The following is a 14,294-nucleotide window of genomic DNA, read 5'->3' as shown; positions in this document are numbered from 1 at the left end:
GTGAACTACATCTCCTCGTTGTGCTCGACGCACTCCGGACAAGTAACCTCATGGGCGCGGCATGCAGGATTAACCGAGCCCAGCCGGTCATGAGTGCGGCCGGCGCTCGGCTGCTCGATTTATTTGCGCGATAAGCTCGCGACCATGTCCGCGGAGGTATTCAAACTTAACGCTGCGTCCGGGAGCTCTTGCCCTCCAGTTTGCGACGCTCCCCCGCCCATCCAGTGATCGTTTATTTCGTCGGATAGTTTGACCCGGCTCTACCGAATCGCCGCTTCAGGATCATTCTTTCCGATTTCGTCACGCTCGTATTTCTGCCGCGTCCTACACCGATTGGGCGCGAACAAAACTGAGCGCCTTGGAACCCGAACCCGTGCGTCGTGACCGGGAGCATCCGGGGCGAACTCATCCGCTCGGGGGCATCGCATCACCGGACGGCGACAGGCACGGTCGACCGGCATCTCGGCATCGGCTGGGAATTCGTCCATGGTCTGCATTGGCGACGACGCTTCCTGAGGCCACGTAGCCCTTATGCCAAGCTGGGCGCCCGGGTCGAGCGCGTAATGACGACAATTGCTTCGCTGCAGGTCAAACGCTTTCCGGGCCACCTGCAAAGTCTTCACCCGGCCGTACAGCGCCCAAGACCACTGATGTGATCGACAAGAGCCTTTTTGATAAATCTGCGCTATTCTCCTGTCGCGCACGGACGACCGCGTGGCGAAGAGCAGGGTCCGAGATGAGAGCCCTGCCGCGCAGCTTCTATCGTCGCGCCTCGTTTGCGGCATCCGTGCCTACCCTCTTCGGACCTCGTGGGTTCCAACCGGCGACGAGGCGTGCATAGGCGCCCTCGGCCTGCTCCACCCAGCGGCGCTCTTCTTCCCGGTGGCTCTTTATGTTGTAGGCGTGCGCTCCCTTTTGGCCGCGCACAGCCTTGCTCCCGGCCTTGAGTTCCACATCGCGCAAGCTTCTTGGCATGCAGGGAGGGTCGAGCCCACGCGTAACTCTCGCCCTTCTCAACAGATGACAGATCACGACAGAGAGTTTGCGTGCGGTTGCCACGGCCGCGACATGCTGTCCGCGCCGGGCTCGCACGCCGCAGGGAGAAGGCTCGCAACGGTCCGGGAGCACGAGCGGCCGCCCAGGCCGCCTCGACGAGCATGCCGCGCGCATGACCACGGCCCTGCTTGGTGATCCGCCCATGGTAGGCCGGACCTGGCCGGACTGCTGGACGCTTGGGTTCAACCCGAGATAGGTCACGAGCTTCTGCGGATCGTCGAAGCGCGACACGTCGCCGATCGCCGCCCTTCATCGCCAGCGCGACGGTGATGTCGACGCCGGGAATGGTCATCAGCCGCTTCACGCCTTCATCCTCGAGAGCCGAGCGGACAAGATCGCGTTCGATGACCTGGAGGTCTTCGCCCAATCGGTCGAACTCGCGCAGATGCCCATCGATCGCGAGGCGCTCGTCCTGCGGTACGACCTGCTCGATTAACCAGGTCCGACCCTTGGCGCCGCACAGGTCAGCATGCGGGCAGGACGGATCAGGTGGCTATGAAGGATCGACTGGATGACGCTCTTCAATCGAGATCTCTGTCGGACAATCTGATTGCGCCGTGTCACCTGTCGACGCAGAGCCTGCGTCGGCTCGTCCGCAATCCAGACTTCTGGCAAGAAGCCGCTGGCATAGAGCTGCGCAAGAACGTCGGCGTCGATCGTCGTTTTGATCTTGGCATAGGCAACGATAAACACCTGTTTCGGCTTGGCGATCCCCACCTTCTTCACATGCGGCGCAACCACAGCTGCAGCGGACGTCGCGTTGCCGGTGGCCTCGATCACCCCGACATCGTTCGGCGACAGCTTCGCGGCGAACGCCGCCAGCAGATCGCGCCGCATGTCGACGCGGCCGAGTCGCCTGAGCCTGCCCTCCTCCCATGCCACTGCTTCGGCGAAGGCGCGGTGAATATCCAGTCCGATGATAAGCATGCCCGTTCCTCCTTCTTGGCTCGGTCAAAGACGGGAGCTGGCGGGCAACACGACATCTACTGATCCGCGCTCGCAGCGCATCCGGGAAAGTCGCGAGGGGCGGCCATGTAACGAGCTCGGGCTCTCAGCCCACGGTCTATTGACGGCCTGCCTGCACCTTTGTGCTCCCGGTGCCCCACGTCCCGGATGGGCTCACCATAAGGGCGTTCCAAAACAAGAACAGCAGGACGAGAAGGCACCACAGATCACATACCGGATAGCGGCAAGGCCAAGCGCTTCGTTCAGATAGGCTTGCGCCAATGGGCTTAGGCCGAGCCTACAACAGCTCTCAAAAACGCTGCCGGACTGCTGCATTGGCTCGCCGATACAATTGGCACAGGCCTCACGGCAGCTTAGGATCAAACCGCCCATCAGTCGCCTCGGACTGGAAAGGTGCACCCTATTAGGTTCCACGCCTAGCTAGGTCGGGGCCGCCGAAGACGCTGGTTGATAGACCGGCGCCATCGGCCCGGCGTTTCAAACTGCCAATCTCTGACCTGCACAGTACGAACGATTGCTCGCTTCGGCAGATCACGCGGCTCATATGTCGGACCTTAACGTCATCCATCATAAACTTTTTGCGACAAAAGATTGCAAGAATGCTAAATTGTTAAAGTCGTTTGTTTCGGTTAAAGGCATCCATCCCATGGATGGCTGATGACATGCGTTTCAAAGGACTTGATCTAAATCTCCTCGTTGTGCTCGACGCACTCCTGACGGAGCGTAATCTCTCGGCGGCGGCACGCAGGATTAACCTGAGTCAGCCCGCCATGAGTGCGGCCGTCGCCCGACTGCGCGATTATTTCCGCGATGAACTGTTTACGATAAGAGGTCGCGAAAGATTTCTAACCCCGCGTGCGGCAGCATTTGCCCCCGCAGTTCGCGACGCTCTCCAGCACATCCAGTGCTCGATTATTTCTTCGGATCCGTTTGACCCAGCTCGAGCCGATCGCCTCTTCAGGATCATTCTTTCCGATTTCGTCACGCTCGTGTTTTTCGAAAAGCTTGTGGAGCGTATTTCACGGGAAGCCCCCGCCGTCAGCTTCGAACTGCTGCCTGTCGACGATAGCCCCGATGAGCTTCTCCGGCGCGGTGACGTCGATTTTCTAATTCTACCGGATATGTTCACGTCGAGTGTGCATTCAAGCGTTGCGCTGTTTGACGAGAAGCTCGTGTGCGTAGGCTGTCCCACAAACAAGCAGCTGCCACAGCAGCTTACATTCGAGAGATACATGTCGATGAGGCACGTCGCGGTCAGGTTCGGGCGTACGATGAAGCCGTCTATCGAGGAATGGTTTTTGCTTGAGCATGGCCTTAAGAGACGTGTCGAGGTCGCCGTGCAGGGCTTCAGCATGATTCCACCTATGGTGTCCGGCACAGCTCGTATAGCGACCATGCCCTTACGGCTGGTCAGGCATTTCGAAAAAACGTTCCCCCTGCGGGTTATCGAACTTCCGCTGCCATTTCCCACATTCACCGAGACCCTCCAATGGCCGGCCCTCCACAATAGCGATCCGGCAAGCATCTGGATGCGGGAGATAATGATACAGGAGGCATCTCGGATGGCTGCCCCGCTGTGAACCCACGGAAAATTCAGGCGCACCTATAGTCACTACTCCTGTCACCATCTACTTTGACGACAATAGCCCTCGCCGGATAAAGTCGATGCTGGCGGCAAGTGCGCCTGCGAGATCGTCCAGAGAATGGACTTCCTCGACCAGCTCGAATGAGAAAGGTCCCGCGTAGCCGCCATCCAGCAGCGCCTGAATCTGGCTGCCATTGTCGGAACCTGCAAGAAAGCGATCGGGGTAAATCCAGAAGGTCGGGTCGTTTACGCTTGAAATGTGCACCAGGCCGGTAAGCTCGCAGAACAGGCATGTCTCCCCGGCCAGGGTGTGGTGGAACGTGTCGTGCACGAGGCGAAAGACGGACTGGCCATCAACCGCGGCAACGGCCTCGGCCGCTTCCTTCTTTGATCGAAGCGAGCAGGTTCGGAAACCCAGCGGCTCGATGAGACCGATCAGACCCCGCGACTGGAGGATTGGCTTGATCTCGTTTAGAGCGAAACGAAGATTGTCCTGGCGCTCGCTATTGGTGGGCCACGAGCTGCGGTTGGCCGGCACCAACACGAGCGTCTCCGCCCCGCACGCCGTCGCATAATCGGCGAGGTTGCTTGCCTCGGCCTGACGCGTTGGAGTCCAGTCGTTGAACCGCTGCAAGGCGTTGACAGAGATGATCGTGACGCCCGCTTCGGTAGCGGCCAACCGAACGTCCGCAGCCGGAATGCCGCGTGCGACAGGATTGCTGAAATGAGGGTAACGGATTTGGACGTCGGTCAGGCCTTGGTCACGGGCAAGCGCGAAAAGCGCACTGACGTCAAGGCGGGGCGCCGCCATGTGATCGAGTGCAAAGCGGGGCGATACCTGGCGCATTGCTTGACTTTCCTTCCATGAAGCGCGGCTGCCATTTCGGCATCCGGCTTCTTTCAAGACGGAACCACGCCGGTTCACAGATCGGACAGAGACGGCCGAGTCAATCGAGCTTTCCTTTCATCGGTGAAAGGAAAATGGGCGCTCATGATAGAAATCCATCAAGGTCAAATATTTTCCGGAAGATAAATGTCGAACGGCAGAAATGTCTGCCCCGGGCTCTCCGCGACGCCGGCTTTGATGGCCCGCTCCATTGCCATTATCAGCTCCTGGCAAAGTCGGCGCATTGGCGTGCCGACCGCCATCGTCAAGATGTCATCCGCAAGCGCCCCACGTGACTGCGGCGTCATTTCACTCACGATCGCGACGAGATCCTGACCGCTCCCCTCTTCTCGGAGCGCGGAAATTGCCCCCTCTATCCCCCCGCCGGCCATATAGAAGCCGACGAGCTCTGGTTCCCGCTGCATAAGATCCAGCAATTTTTCGTAAGTGAGCTGCCGTTCATCAAGGTTCACGAGCGCATCAAGCACCTCGAATTTTGGCGCGTTCTCACGAAAATACGCACGAAAGGCCGTTTCCCGCGTCGCATGCGCCTGGAAGCGATGGCTTCCGACAAACACCGCCACCTTGCCGGGCCGTTTTGCGGCCTTGGAAAACACCCAAGCGGCAGTCCGTCCGACCTTGCTGTTGTTGAGGCCGATGTAGCCCTCGCGCACGCCATCGGCGAAGTCGGATAGCAGCGAAAATACCGGGATACCTTTCGCCTTGAGCTCCTCGACTGATGCTGTGATTTTCGGGTGATCGGCCGCCACCATGGCGATCGCCTGGCAGCGGCTCCCAAGGTCCTTAAGAAGCGGGAGCAGGTCACGCGGCAAATGTGACTGCGCGAACTCGATGATCGGAAGGCCGTGGAAGGATTTAGCCATACTGACCGACTCTTCGATCTTGCGAGCGAAATCTTGGTAGAAATCGTGGGTAGGTTTTCTCAAGATGAAGCCCAGCTTGTAGTGCGGCAGGTGCTGCTGCAAGCGCTGTTTGATGAGACCGGCAGCATGATAGCCGATCGCGTGCGCGGCCGCATGGACCCGCTGGGCGGTCTCCTCTCGCACCGGAAGGCGGACGTTCAGAACCCGATCGACTGTTGCTACGCTGACTCCGGCTTCGCGGGCGAGATCGGCTATTGTGACGCGCTTTCCCCTAGCGATTCTGATCGGCCGGTCCTCCATCATCCGGTGCGCTCCCGCGACGGCTTGGGGCGGCAAGCTGAAATAGTTCCCCCACCCCGCGGATAGCGCATTCGACGAACAGCGCTCCATGCGCACCCAGATGAGTCTCCGTGAACCGTTCGTTTGCTTAGGGGCTTCATGGTGTTGTATTACTCACTGCGTTAGTACTCTATTTCCAGCGCTCTTTGGAGGCTGGCAATTCGACTGTTGTGTCAAGGCCGCTACTTACACGTCGCGCTGTTGCGATCTTGCTTGCGGGGAGCCAGTTTGATGTAACCCTAACCGCGGAAAGCGGTTTCCATCCGTGACTGGTCCAATTCGCCTTCCCAGCGAGCGACAACGAGCGATGCCACCGCATTACCGACTAAATTCGTCAGCGCGCGGCATTCCGACATGAAGCGGTCCACGCCAAGAATTAGAGCCATTCCGGCAACGGGAACACTCGGCACGACAGAGAGAGTAGCGGCCAATGTGATGAAGCCGGCGCCGGTGACGCCTGCCGCACCCTTCGAGGAAAGCATCGCAATTAGCAGCAGGAGGATCTGATCGGCAATTGACAAATCTGTGTTCGTCGCCTGGGCGATGAAGAGGGCGGCGATCGTCATGTAGATATTGGTACCGTCCAGATTGAATGAGTATCCAGTAGGGATGACGAGACTTACGACCGAACGGGCGGCGCCGGCCTTCTCCATCTTCTCCATTAGCGAGGGCAGCGCGGCCTCCGAGGAGGACGTTGCCAGGACAAGCAGCAGCTCGTCCTTGATGTAGCGGACGAGAGAAAAGATCGAGAAGCCGTTGTAGCGGCAGACCGCGCCGAGAACCCCGAACACGAAGAGGAAGGCGGTAAGATAGAACGTCGCGACCAGTATCGCGAGGTTGGCCACCGAACCGATTCCGTATTTGCCGATCGTAAAGGCCATTGCGCCGAAGGCGCCGATGGGTGCAGCCTTCATCAGAATGCCGACGAGCTTAAAAATGGGGGCGGTAAGCGCCTGGAGAAAGGTAACGACCGGCCTGCTCGTCTCTCCGGTCATCGCCAAAGCAATGCCGAACAGGACCGAGAAGAACAGGACTTGCAGGATGTCGCCTTCCGCGAAGGCACTGGCAATCGTTGACGGGATGATGTTCATCAGGAAGCTGGTCACGGACTGCTCGTGAGCCGTGGCCACATAGCCCTTAACGGCTTGGACATCGAGCGAGGCCGGATCGATGTTGAGGCCGGCGCCAGGTTGAACGATATTCGCGACAATCAGTCCGACAACGAGTGCAAGTGTCGAGAAGGTGAGGAAATAAACCATCGCCTTGGCGGCAACTCGGCCGACCTTCTGCAGATCGCTCATGCCGGCAATGCCGGTCGCAATTGTCAGGAAGATGACAGGTGCGATAATCATCTTGACGACTTTGATGAAGGCATCGCCGAGCGGCTTCAGGCTCTGGCCGGTTTCCGGATAGAGGTAGCCAATTGCGGCTCCCAGGACTATGGCGGCAAGCACCTGCACGTAGGTCCGGGCAAAATGGGGCTTGCGGGGCGCTGCGATCGCGCGGGGGACTCTTGGAACCAACACCGTTTCTCTCTCCCTGACCGGATCGGGGTGGGGGCTCCTCCTTCTCCCATGCTGCGCTCCGGTCGAGCGCTGCTGTCATCTCGGAGCAAGCGCCGTGCCAACTGGAGGCCTGTCCCGTCCAGCGAGATTGGTGCGGGTTGCGCACTGGAACCCTCCACCTTTGCCGGAATTTGCACTCAAGGCTCGCCAAAGATCGCGTCTGAAGAAGTGCTTCGCCAGAGAGGGAATTGACCAGGTCGCCTTGCGGCCGTGTCTTTGATGTCTGCCGCAGATCGACTGCCGGCCGATATCTCTGTCGTCTTGGTGACTTTGGTTTGTCAGTTTTGCGACGGAATGCGCGCAAACTGCAGGATATCCTACACGCCCATCAGAGCACGCGGTACAAGCGATTAAGCGTAGGAGCGCATTGAATCTCCGAGGTCAAAAAATCTTGAATAAGGTCCCCGTGCGAAGTGAATCCGCAACTCGTCAAAGTTCTCCACCGTTTGATCCAGCGGTCGCGTTTCCTGGCGCTGCAGGATGGCGTTATCTGATGGCTCAAGCGCTGGAACGCCCAGGAAATCCCAAACCGCTCCCAGGCATTGGGCAGGTTCGTGAAGTAGGCTCTCGTATTCCATTACAAGCAGGTTGGTCGACGTGAAGGAGTCCATAACGCGAGCGTGAAAATCGTCGGCGGCTTTGAAATAAGCCTCACAGTCGGCGATTGACAACCTGACGCTCGGTGGCCGAGCGGTATCGTTGTCCCAGCTGAACTTCAGCCAGTGACCGCTTTCCCTGGCCTGCACAAAGGATCGGAGCGATTCCAATACGTTTCGGCGAACAACAAGGATGACCTTGAGTGCTGGCCAACGAGCCAGTTCCGCAAAGAATGCGGGACGCTCGCGAAACTGAGGTTCATTGATCTTGCATCCAAGATGCGTCACATTCTTGTAGTCGCGCATAGGGCAGCGCACATAGGCAAGCTCAAGAAGCTCGCGATCCGTGCCTAGCAGGCGATCAGTGCTGGGCCAATTGGGATCATATTCGTTTAGCAACTCACCGTTACTCAAAACGGTCGGATGCTCGTTTAGCAATTCTTCTAAATAGTGTGTTCCGGTCCTTGGCATAGCAAGGATCACAAAAGGCTCAAGAGTTGCTTCGTTGTGGGTCATTGCATGTGTATCCAACTAAATAATGGCCGCGACGGTCTGTGGACGCGCACAAGAAGCTTGGCTGCTATCGATTGAACGCTCCGGGTGGGTCCGCGCCTCACCATCCAGCCTGTTCTTCGAGGTGTGGTCGCGAAGCTGGGCGGGTGCCTGCAGCGGCTGGGTGGCGCCCGGCTTCGGCGTTGTACCACTCGCGATTCCTAGCATACGCATGCCTCCGGGCCGCTGTGGGCAGTTTGCATCCGGCATTGCGGACCTCCTTCTGGTTAATGGGTGTAAGCAAGCGTCAACGCATTAGTCGTCGATGAAACAGTCCAGCCGACAGAAAAAAAGGCAATACAGCGAACATGCAAAGTGCGCCTATATGCAGCCCTACATTGTCGCCCAGGCGGCCGAGCATCACCGGACGGATTAGCTCGATAGAATTCGCCAGGGGCGAGAAGGCCGCAATCTGCTGAAACACTCCTGGCAATTGGCCGACTGGAAAAACCGCGCCCGAAAGGAACAGCATGGGTGTGATGACAAGCGTCTGATAGAAAATAAAATAGTGATAACTGGGCGCGAGCGCGATGACGAGCATGGCCAGGCTCGCAAAGGCGAATCCGGTGAGAGCGACGACCGGTAGCACGTAGAGAACCGACGTCCACGCGGCATAACCTAGCGCGGCCGCAACAATCGCAATTGTCGTACCGGCCAGAAAAGCCTTTGTGGCTGCCCAGGTCAATTCACCGAGAACGATGTCGCCGAGGGTAAGTTGTGTGTGCAGGATTGCTTCCCAAGTGCCCTGATCGCGCATTCGACCGAAAACCGCGTAAATTGTTTCGAAGGTTGATGCTGTCATCGCGCTCGTCGCAACCATGCCGGCTGCCAGAAAGGCGATGTAGGATGCACCTTCGATGCGGCCTACCAACAGTCCAAGGCCAGTGCCGAGCCCGAAAAGGTAAATCATCGGATCAGCAAGGGTGCCGAGCATTGAAGCAAATGCCACCTTCTTCCATGCCAGATGATTGCGGCGCCACACCGCCATCCAGTTCCAGGCGTTGGCGGGTAGAGCGGCCGCAAAACGTTCACCCATTGCTCACTTCTCCATCTCACGTCCGGTTAACCGCAAGAAAACGTCCTCCAGACTGGGTGGACGCTCTAGAATACGCAGACCCGCTCGACCGCGAAGCTGGATGCGCACATCCTCCGGCTCAGGCGCATAGCAAAAGAGCGTCTCGCCGCTTACCTCGACACGCTGAACGTACGGTCTGATCAGCGAAATCAGCTCCTGTGGATTACCGCCGAAGATCTCGATCACGTTGCACCCAATGTACTCGTCGATCAGCGCATGAGGACTGCCCTCGGCGATCTTGCGTCCCCGCTCGAGAACACACAGCCGATCACAAAGCCGCTCAGCCTCTTCCATGAAATGGGTGGTCAAAATGATCGTTTTTCCGCTCGCCAGCAGGAAACGAAGTCGCTCCCAGATCAGATGGCGGGCATGCGGGTCGAGGCCGGTCGTGGGCTCATCCATCACAAGCAACTGGGGGTCGTTGATCAGAGCACGTGCCAGCGTCAGGCGCCGCTTCATCCCGCCGGATAGCAGGCCGACACGTGAATCCGCCTTGCTCTCAAGGCGAGCGAACTCGAGCAGCCGTGGGATGACGGCGTTGATCTCTCTTGTACTCATGCCGAAGTAGCGCCCGAACACCAACAGGTTCTCACGTACCGTAAATTCCAGGTCGAGATTGTCGAACTGCGGGACCACGCCTATGCCCTTGCGGGCCAAGCGGCTGCGTGCCGGCACTGGTAGACCGAGGACTGTTATATCACCCGCGTCAGGCCGGGTCATACCGAGGAGCATACGCGCAATCGTGCTCTTGCCTGCGCCGTTAGGCCCCAGCAGACCGAAGCACTCTCCCGATGCAACGGTGAAGGACAGCCCGTCCACAACGAGCTTGTTTCCGAATAATTTGGTTACGCCGGTAAGGTCGATTGCTACATTGGACATGCGTCTATCTCAAGCGGAATGAGTCCGATTGGCCACCGGCAGCTTACTTGCGAATTCTGGTTCAGAGCAGGCCACCGCCTTGAGATGACACCTTTGGAAAGTCGCGGCCGGAGCGACGTGTGTATCGCTTCCGCCAAAGAATAACGTCAAGATGCCACGTGTCGCTTCCACATAGTCCCCGTTCTGACCATAGGTAACTCGACAAGCTTCACCCCGTGTCGACTGACACAACTTACTCGGTCACTCGGCGCTGCAAGGCCGTCAGACTTCACTAGCTGTGAGCGAAAGATCTGCAGTATGAAGTGACTCCGCAATTCCAGAATTGCCCGCAGCATTTGCTCCGCCAAGCGGCATCGCGCTTGTGATTTCCTTTGTGCTGCTGTTGGGCAGGGGAACACTTTTACGCGACAGCCAATCGCTATTGCTCAATGTACACAGGGCGTAAGCCTTCAAGGGGATCAACAGGAATATCCTGATTAACGCGTGCATTGAATAGCCGATGAATCGAAGCTGCCGAGTGCGGAAAGATAACACCGTAGATCTGATTATGGTCATCGTGACAATAGCCAGCACCGTCCACCAATTTACTGTATGTGAAAATAGTAACTCACCGAGCGCCGTTACTACCGCGATGCCGAGCAACAATGGGCCGAGATTCTCTCCCATCACATCCAAAGTTAGATAGCGATCCAGGCCACGCAGTAGACCTCGCGCAAGCATCGTGTCCCGGAAAGTGCTTCGTGCCCAGCGGAGTTGTTGGCGCAAATAAGGTCCCATCTTGTCCGGAACGACTGTCGCCGCGACGGCACCTGGAACGTACTCGGTTCGAAAGCCTGCTTTCAGCATGAGGATCGTAAGATGACGGTCTTCACCGAAGTCGCTTGGTTTCCCCCTGAACAGCTGCGTCTCGTATTGATCCAGCAGAGAAAGGAGACAAGACCGGCGGTACATTGCACATGGGCCGCAGCAGCACATGACCGCACCAAAGCGACCTTGCGCCGCGCGCTCCTCATTGCAAGCCAGCCAGTATTCCATATCGATCAATCGGGTCAACCAAGTGTCGCTGCGGTTGTATGCCGTCAGCTGGCCCATGGCCGCTCCGACCATGGAATCCCGCATTTTTACTGCAAGCTTCGTGATGACGTCGGACGCAAGTGTCGTGTCAGAGTCGACGCTGAGCACGAAATCTCCAGATGAGCGGCGGATGGCGGCGATCTGCGCCTTGCGTTTGCCAACATTTTCGCGGAGCAGAATGAAATTGAATCTCGGGTCGCCCTCGTAGGCGTGATGTACCGGGATGACGGCATTACGATTTCCAGAACCGTCGTCAACCAGATAGACCTGAAATGTTCCGGAGTAATCTTGATTTGCAATGGAAGCTAAACACGCCGCGAGTGTGCGCGGGTCCTCATTGTAGCAGGGGATAATGACATCCACGCTCGGCCAACGGTCGGATCCGAACAAGCTTTCCGACGGCGGCGTAACATTTTCCGGTTGGGAGTAGACCGCTTGCATGCCTCTGTAAACAGTCGAGAGCACCGCATAAGACGAAACGGCAACAGTACTGGCTGTGGTGAGAAGGTCCATAGGATCTCTGTTTGTTCAGGGATGTTGAGGAAGTGATCGGATTACAAATCCGCGGCCGTGCAATTCTGGAATTAGGCGTGACAACGCTGTCACCGTCTGGTCGCGCAGACTGGCTTGATTGCCTGGTTGCAATTCGTCGGGAGCGCACCCGTCGTGCAACAGCACGATTGCGCCCGGCCGGATATCGGCGAGCACTCTGTCGACGATGGCGTCAACGCCGGGGCGAGACCAGTCGCGTGGATCAATGGACCAATGGACGGGCGCCAATGCCTCACCCGCTAATGCAGCGATTACTTCTTCGGTCCAGATGCCATAGGGTGCACGAAAGTACCGAACCATGGCCTGCGGGCAAGCCATCCCTATGACTCTGTTTGCCTCAACTATCTGGCAGTCGACTTCGACGGACCCGCATTTAGCTAGGTCCGGATGAGTCATCGTGTGGTTGGCTATACCGTGGCCGTCTGTAATAATTCGGCGAACGAGTTCCGGCTCGTCGGCCGCGTAGGCCCCAACAACGAAGAAGGTCGCCGGCACCTGATGTTGCGCCAGCACATTGAGTATCTGCGGTGTGAAAAATGAATTGGGACCGTCGTCAAACGTCAGATAGACGCTGCGCTCTGCAATGCGATCGGCATTGTCACTCTGCCCTTCGCATATGTAGTCCAGAGGCTTCATAGTTCCGGACCGTTCCGGTCGATCAGGGTACCAGACGGCCACTCGTCCATCGAGCGTCCGATCGGCGAAACCAACACGAGTACGTCTTCCAGGCGCGTGGGCGGCAGGTCGGGATGCACATCTGGACGGGTCGACCGTACGCGAACGCCCGACACAATGTTCGCGAGGCCGGCTCTGCAGAATCTTTCGACATGGTTTCGCAGCGCGTGCCGAACCGTGCCGAAAGCGAATGGAACACCCAACTGATGGAGCACTGGGTACGCCACGCGCATCGAAAAACCGATTCCGAGCCCTTCAAGATCCGGACGAACCGCGTACAGGCCCAATTCAGCGACGATCAAGTCGACCTCGCCAACTTTGATGAAGCGCCGCAGCATGCCGATGTGAGCCGCTACCCCATGCGCGTCGTAGCCGATTGCGCGGAATTCCGGCCTCGCGCCGGCCCAACTGCGGCCGCCTTCGAATGGCTCCGCGTTGAAGGCGCCAGTCCGTCCATAGGTCTTTCGAAAAAAGTCGGAGAGTTCGACATGGTCGGCCAGTTGCAGCTCATTTTCCCAGCACAACTTCCACTCGACATTCGGACGCATGGAAGACCTCACCTTGTAGCTGTCTGGTTGAGATAAATGTCCAAGCATTGATTAAATAATTGGCGTCGCGCCAACGGGGCGTAACTTGTGGGGACCGCCGAAAGACCAAGCCGCAATGCAGATGCGACTGACTTTGTACGCCCCGCACACCAGATGATGCTCCTCAGATCCAACGCAACCATCGGAACTACCTATCTTTCCAACTTGAAGCGCTTCTATGGGACCTGCAGCAAAAACGGTAAAATCCTTTGTTTAGATGAAAGGTATCCACGCTTTGGATAACTGGGCGAATGCGTTCCATATGGCTGGTCAATTATCGTCGTCACGCTCGAGGCACTTCTGACGAAGCGCAAAGCTCACGCCCGCGGCACGCGCGGCCGTTGCCGGGCCGCGCGATTATCTCCGTAAGAGCCGAGTGGAGCTCAGACACGACGATTGATCAGAATCTGATTCGCGGGTTCAGTATCTCTTTCGTGTATCCAGCTCTGGGCTGTCCTTTGGCGGGAGTTAGGTTCGCCCAGGTTCTGAGCCTGGGGCGTTGGCCCGTTCGCCGCGCAGGCTCCTTCGCACATCGTCGAGGCCGAGAAAGAGGGGCCACACAGCTCCCCCTGTACTTTCCACCACCCGACACCAGCGCTCACCCAGGGCGCCGGCCTTGCTCACCTCAACGGATAGCGCACTCGCGCCGCTTCACGATTAAAAGAATTCTACAAGCAAGATGCCTGTTTGATCGAGAGACGTCCGCTGCCAATTCCCGCATCGCAGAGGCAGCCAATAGCGCTCGCTTTACATAGTGGTCCGGCAAGCAGCTAGATACGACAGGTGACCTCAAATGAGGCGTCTTGCATGGCTTCTACACCTGCCTGAATGCCAGAACTGCGTTCGTACCGCCCATGGCGAAGGCGTTGCTCATGGCGACGCGCACCTTGCGCTCCCGCGGCACATTGGGTGTGATGTCGAGGTCGCAAGCGGGATCTGGCTCGCGATAGTTGGCGGTCGGCGGCACGACGTCCTCTTGGATTGCCATCACGCAGGCGATCATTTCAAGCGCGCTCGCTGCGC

10 protein-coding genes and 2 pseudogenes are annotated in these 14,294 nt (G+C 58.0%); 1 reads left to right on the top strand and 11 read right to left on the bottom strand.

Annotated features, from left to right (window positions below; all coding sequences use genetic code 11):
• Window positions 1–759: 759 nt before the first annotated feature.
• Window positions 760–1,983, bottom strand: a pseudogene (locus EN949_RS24425) (IS110 family transposase).
• A gap of 701 nt (window positions 1,984–2,684) precedes the next feature.
• Here EN949_RS24425 and EN949_RS24420 point away from each other — a divergent pair.
• Window positions 2,685–3,602, top strand: a complete 918-nt coding sequence (locus EN949_RS24420) for a LysR family transcriptional regulator (protein ID WP_063170390.1) — start codon at window positions 2,685–2,687, stop codon at window positions 3,600–3,602.
• Between the two features lie 48 nt (window positions 3,603–3,650).
• Here EN949_RS24420 and EN949_RS24415 read toward each other — a convergent pair whose 3' ends face one another.
• The 10 genes and pseudogenes from EN949_RS24415 to EN949_RS24370 all read right to left on the bottom strand — a co-directional run.
• A complete protein-coding gene (locus tag EN949_RS24415; protein WP_063169395.1) occupies window positions 3,651–4,454 on the bottom strand; it encodes a TIM barrel protein in 804 nt (267 codons plus the stop codon).
• Window positions 4,455–4,618: 164 nt separating this feature from the next.
• A complete protein-coding gene (locus EN949_RS24410) occupies window positions 4,619–5,680 on the bottom strand; it encodes a LacI family DNA-binding transcriptional regulator (protein WP_051695606.1) in 1,062 nt (353 codons plus the stop codon).
• 275 nt (window positions 5,681–5,955) lie between these two features.
• Window positions 5,956–7,239: a dicarboxylate/amino acid:cation symporter gene (locus tag EN949_RS24405; protein ID WP_210326678.1), complete on the bottom strand. Its 1,284-nt coding sequence runs from the start codon at window positions 7,237–7,239 to the stop codon at window positions 5,956–5,958.
• Between the two features lie 392 nt (window positions 7,240–7,631).
• On the bottom strand, window positions 7,632–8,393 hold the full coding sequence (locus EN949_RS24400; RefSeq protein WP_063169397.1) for a sulfotransferase domain-containing protein: 762 nt from the start codon (window positions 8,391–8,393) through the stop codon (window positions 7,632–7,634).
• A gap of 283 nt (window positions 8,394–8,676) precedes the next feature.
• On the bottom strand, window positions 8,677–9,465 hold the full coding sequence (locus EN949_RS24395; RefSeq protein WP_063169398.1) for an ABC transporter permease: 789 nt from the start codon (window positions 9,463–9,465) through the stop codon (window positions 8,677–8,679).
• A gap of 3 nt (window positions 9,466–9,468) precedes the next feature.
• Window positions 9,469–10,383, bottom strand: coding sequence for a nodulation factor ABC transporter ATP-binding protein NodI (nodI, locus tag EN949_RS24390; protein ID WP_024505873.1), 915 nt, complete (start codon window positions 10,381–10,383; stop codon window positions 9,469–9,471).
• Between the two features lie 261 nt (window positions 10,384–10,644).
• Window positions 10,645–11,970, bottom strand: coding sequence for a chitooligosaccharide synthase NodC (nodC, locus tag EN949_RS24385; protein WP_063169399.1), 1,326 nt, complete (start codon window positions 11,968–11,970; stop codon window positions 10,645–10,647).
• A gap of 15 nt (window positions 11,971–11,985) precedes the next feature.
• Window positions 11,986–12,645 (bottom strand): chitooligosaccharide deacetylase NodB, encoded by a 660-nt coding sequence (nodB, locus tag EN949_RS24380; protein WP_063169400.1) that lies wholly within the window; start codon window positions 12,643–12,645, stop codon window positions 11,986–11,988.
• A complete protein-coding gene (locus EN949_RS24375; RefSeq protein WP_063169401.1) occupies window positions 12,642–13,232 on the bottom strand; it encodes a NodA family N-acyltransferase in 591 nt (196 codons plus the stop codon). The genes nodB and EN949_RS24375 overlap by 4 nt, the downstream gene beginning before the upstream one ends.
• 853 nt (window positions 13,233–14,085) lie before the next feature.
• Window positions 14,086–14,294: pseudogene (locus EN949_RS24370) on the bottom strand (beta-ACP synthase); the annotation flags it as partial.

The sequence above is a fragment of the Mesorhizobium sp. M7A.F.Ca.US.007.01.2.1 genome (assembly GCF_003998165.1).
Lineage (GTDB): Bacteria > Pseudomonadota > Alphaproteobacteria > Rhizobiales > Rhizobiaceae > Mesorhizobium > Mesorhizobium ciceri.
Note: the sequence above shows the minus strand (reverse complement) of the source record. Positions and strands in the feature narration are given on the sequence as shown.

Coding starts and splice junctions, on each gene's coding strand:
- EN949_RS24420 (WP_063170390.1), top strand. CDS start 2,685: ATGCGTTTCAAAGGACTTGATCTAAATCTCCTCGTTGTGCTCGACGCA.
- nodB (WP_063169400.1), bottom strand. CDS start 12,645: ATGAAGCCTCTGGACTACATATGCGAAGGGCAGAGTGACAATGCCGAT.
- EN949_RS24400 (WP_063169397.1), bottom strand. CDS start 8,393: ATGACCCACAACGAAGCAACTCTTGAGCCTTTTGTGATCCTTGCTATG.
- EN949_RS24410 (WP_051695606.1), bottom strand. CDS start 5,680: ATGATGGAGGACCGGCCGATCAGAATCGCTAGGGGAAAGCGCGTCACA.
- EN949_RS24395 (WP_063169398.1), bottom strand. CDS start 9,465: ATGGGTGAACGTTTTGCGGCCGCTCTACCCGCCAACGCCTGGAACTGG.
- nodC (WP_063169399.1), bottom strand. CDS start 11,970: ATGGACCTTCTCACCACAGCCAGTACTGTTGCCGTTTCGTCTTATGCG.
- EN949_RS24375 (WP_063169401.1), bottom strand. CDS start 13,232: ATGCGTCCGAATGTCGAGTGGAAGTTGTGCTGGGAAAATGAGCTGCAA.
- EN949_RS24415 (WP_063169395.1), bottom strand. CDS start 4,454: ATGCGCCAGGTATCGCCCCGCTTTGCACTCGATCACATGGCGGCGCCC.
- nodI (WP_024505873.1), bottom strand. CDS start 10,383: ATGTCCAATGTAGCAATCGACCTTACCGGCGTAACCAAATTATTCGGA.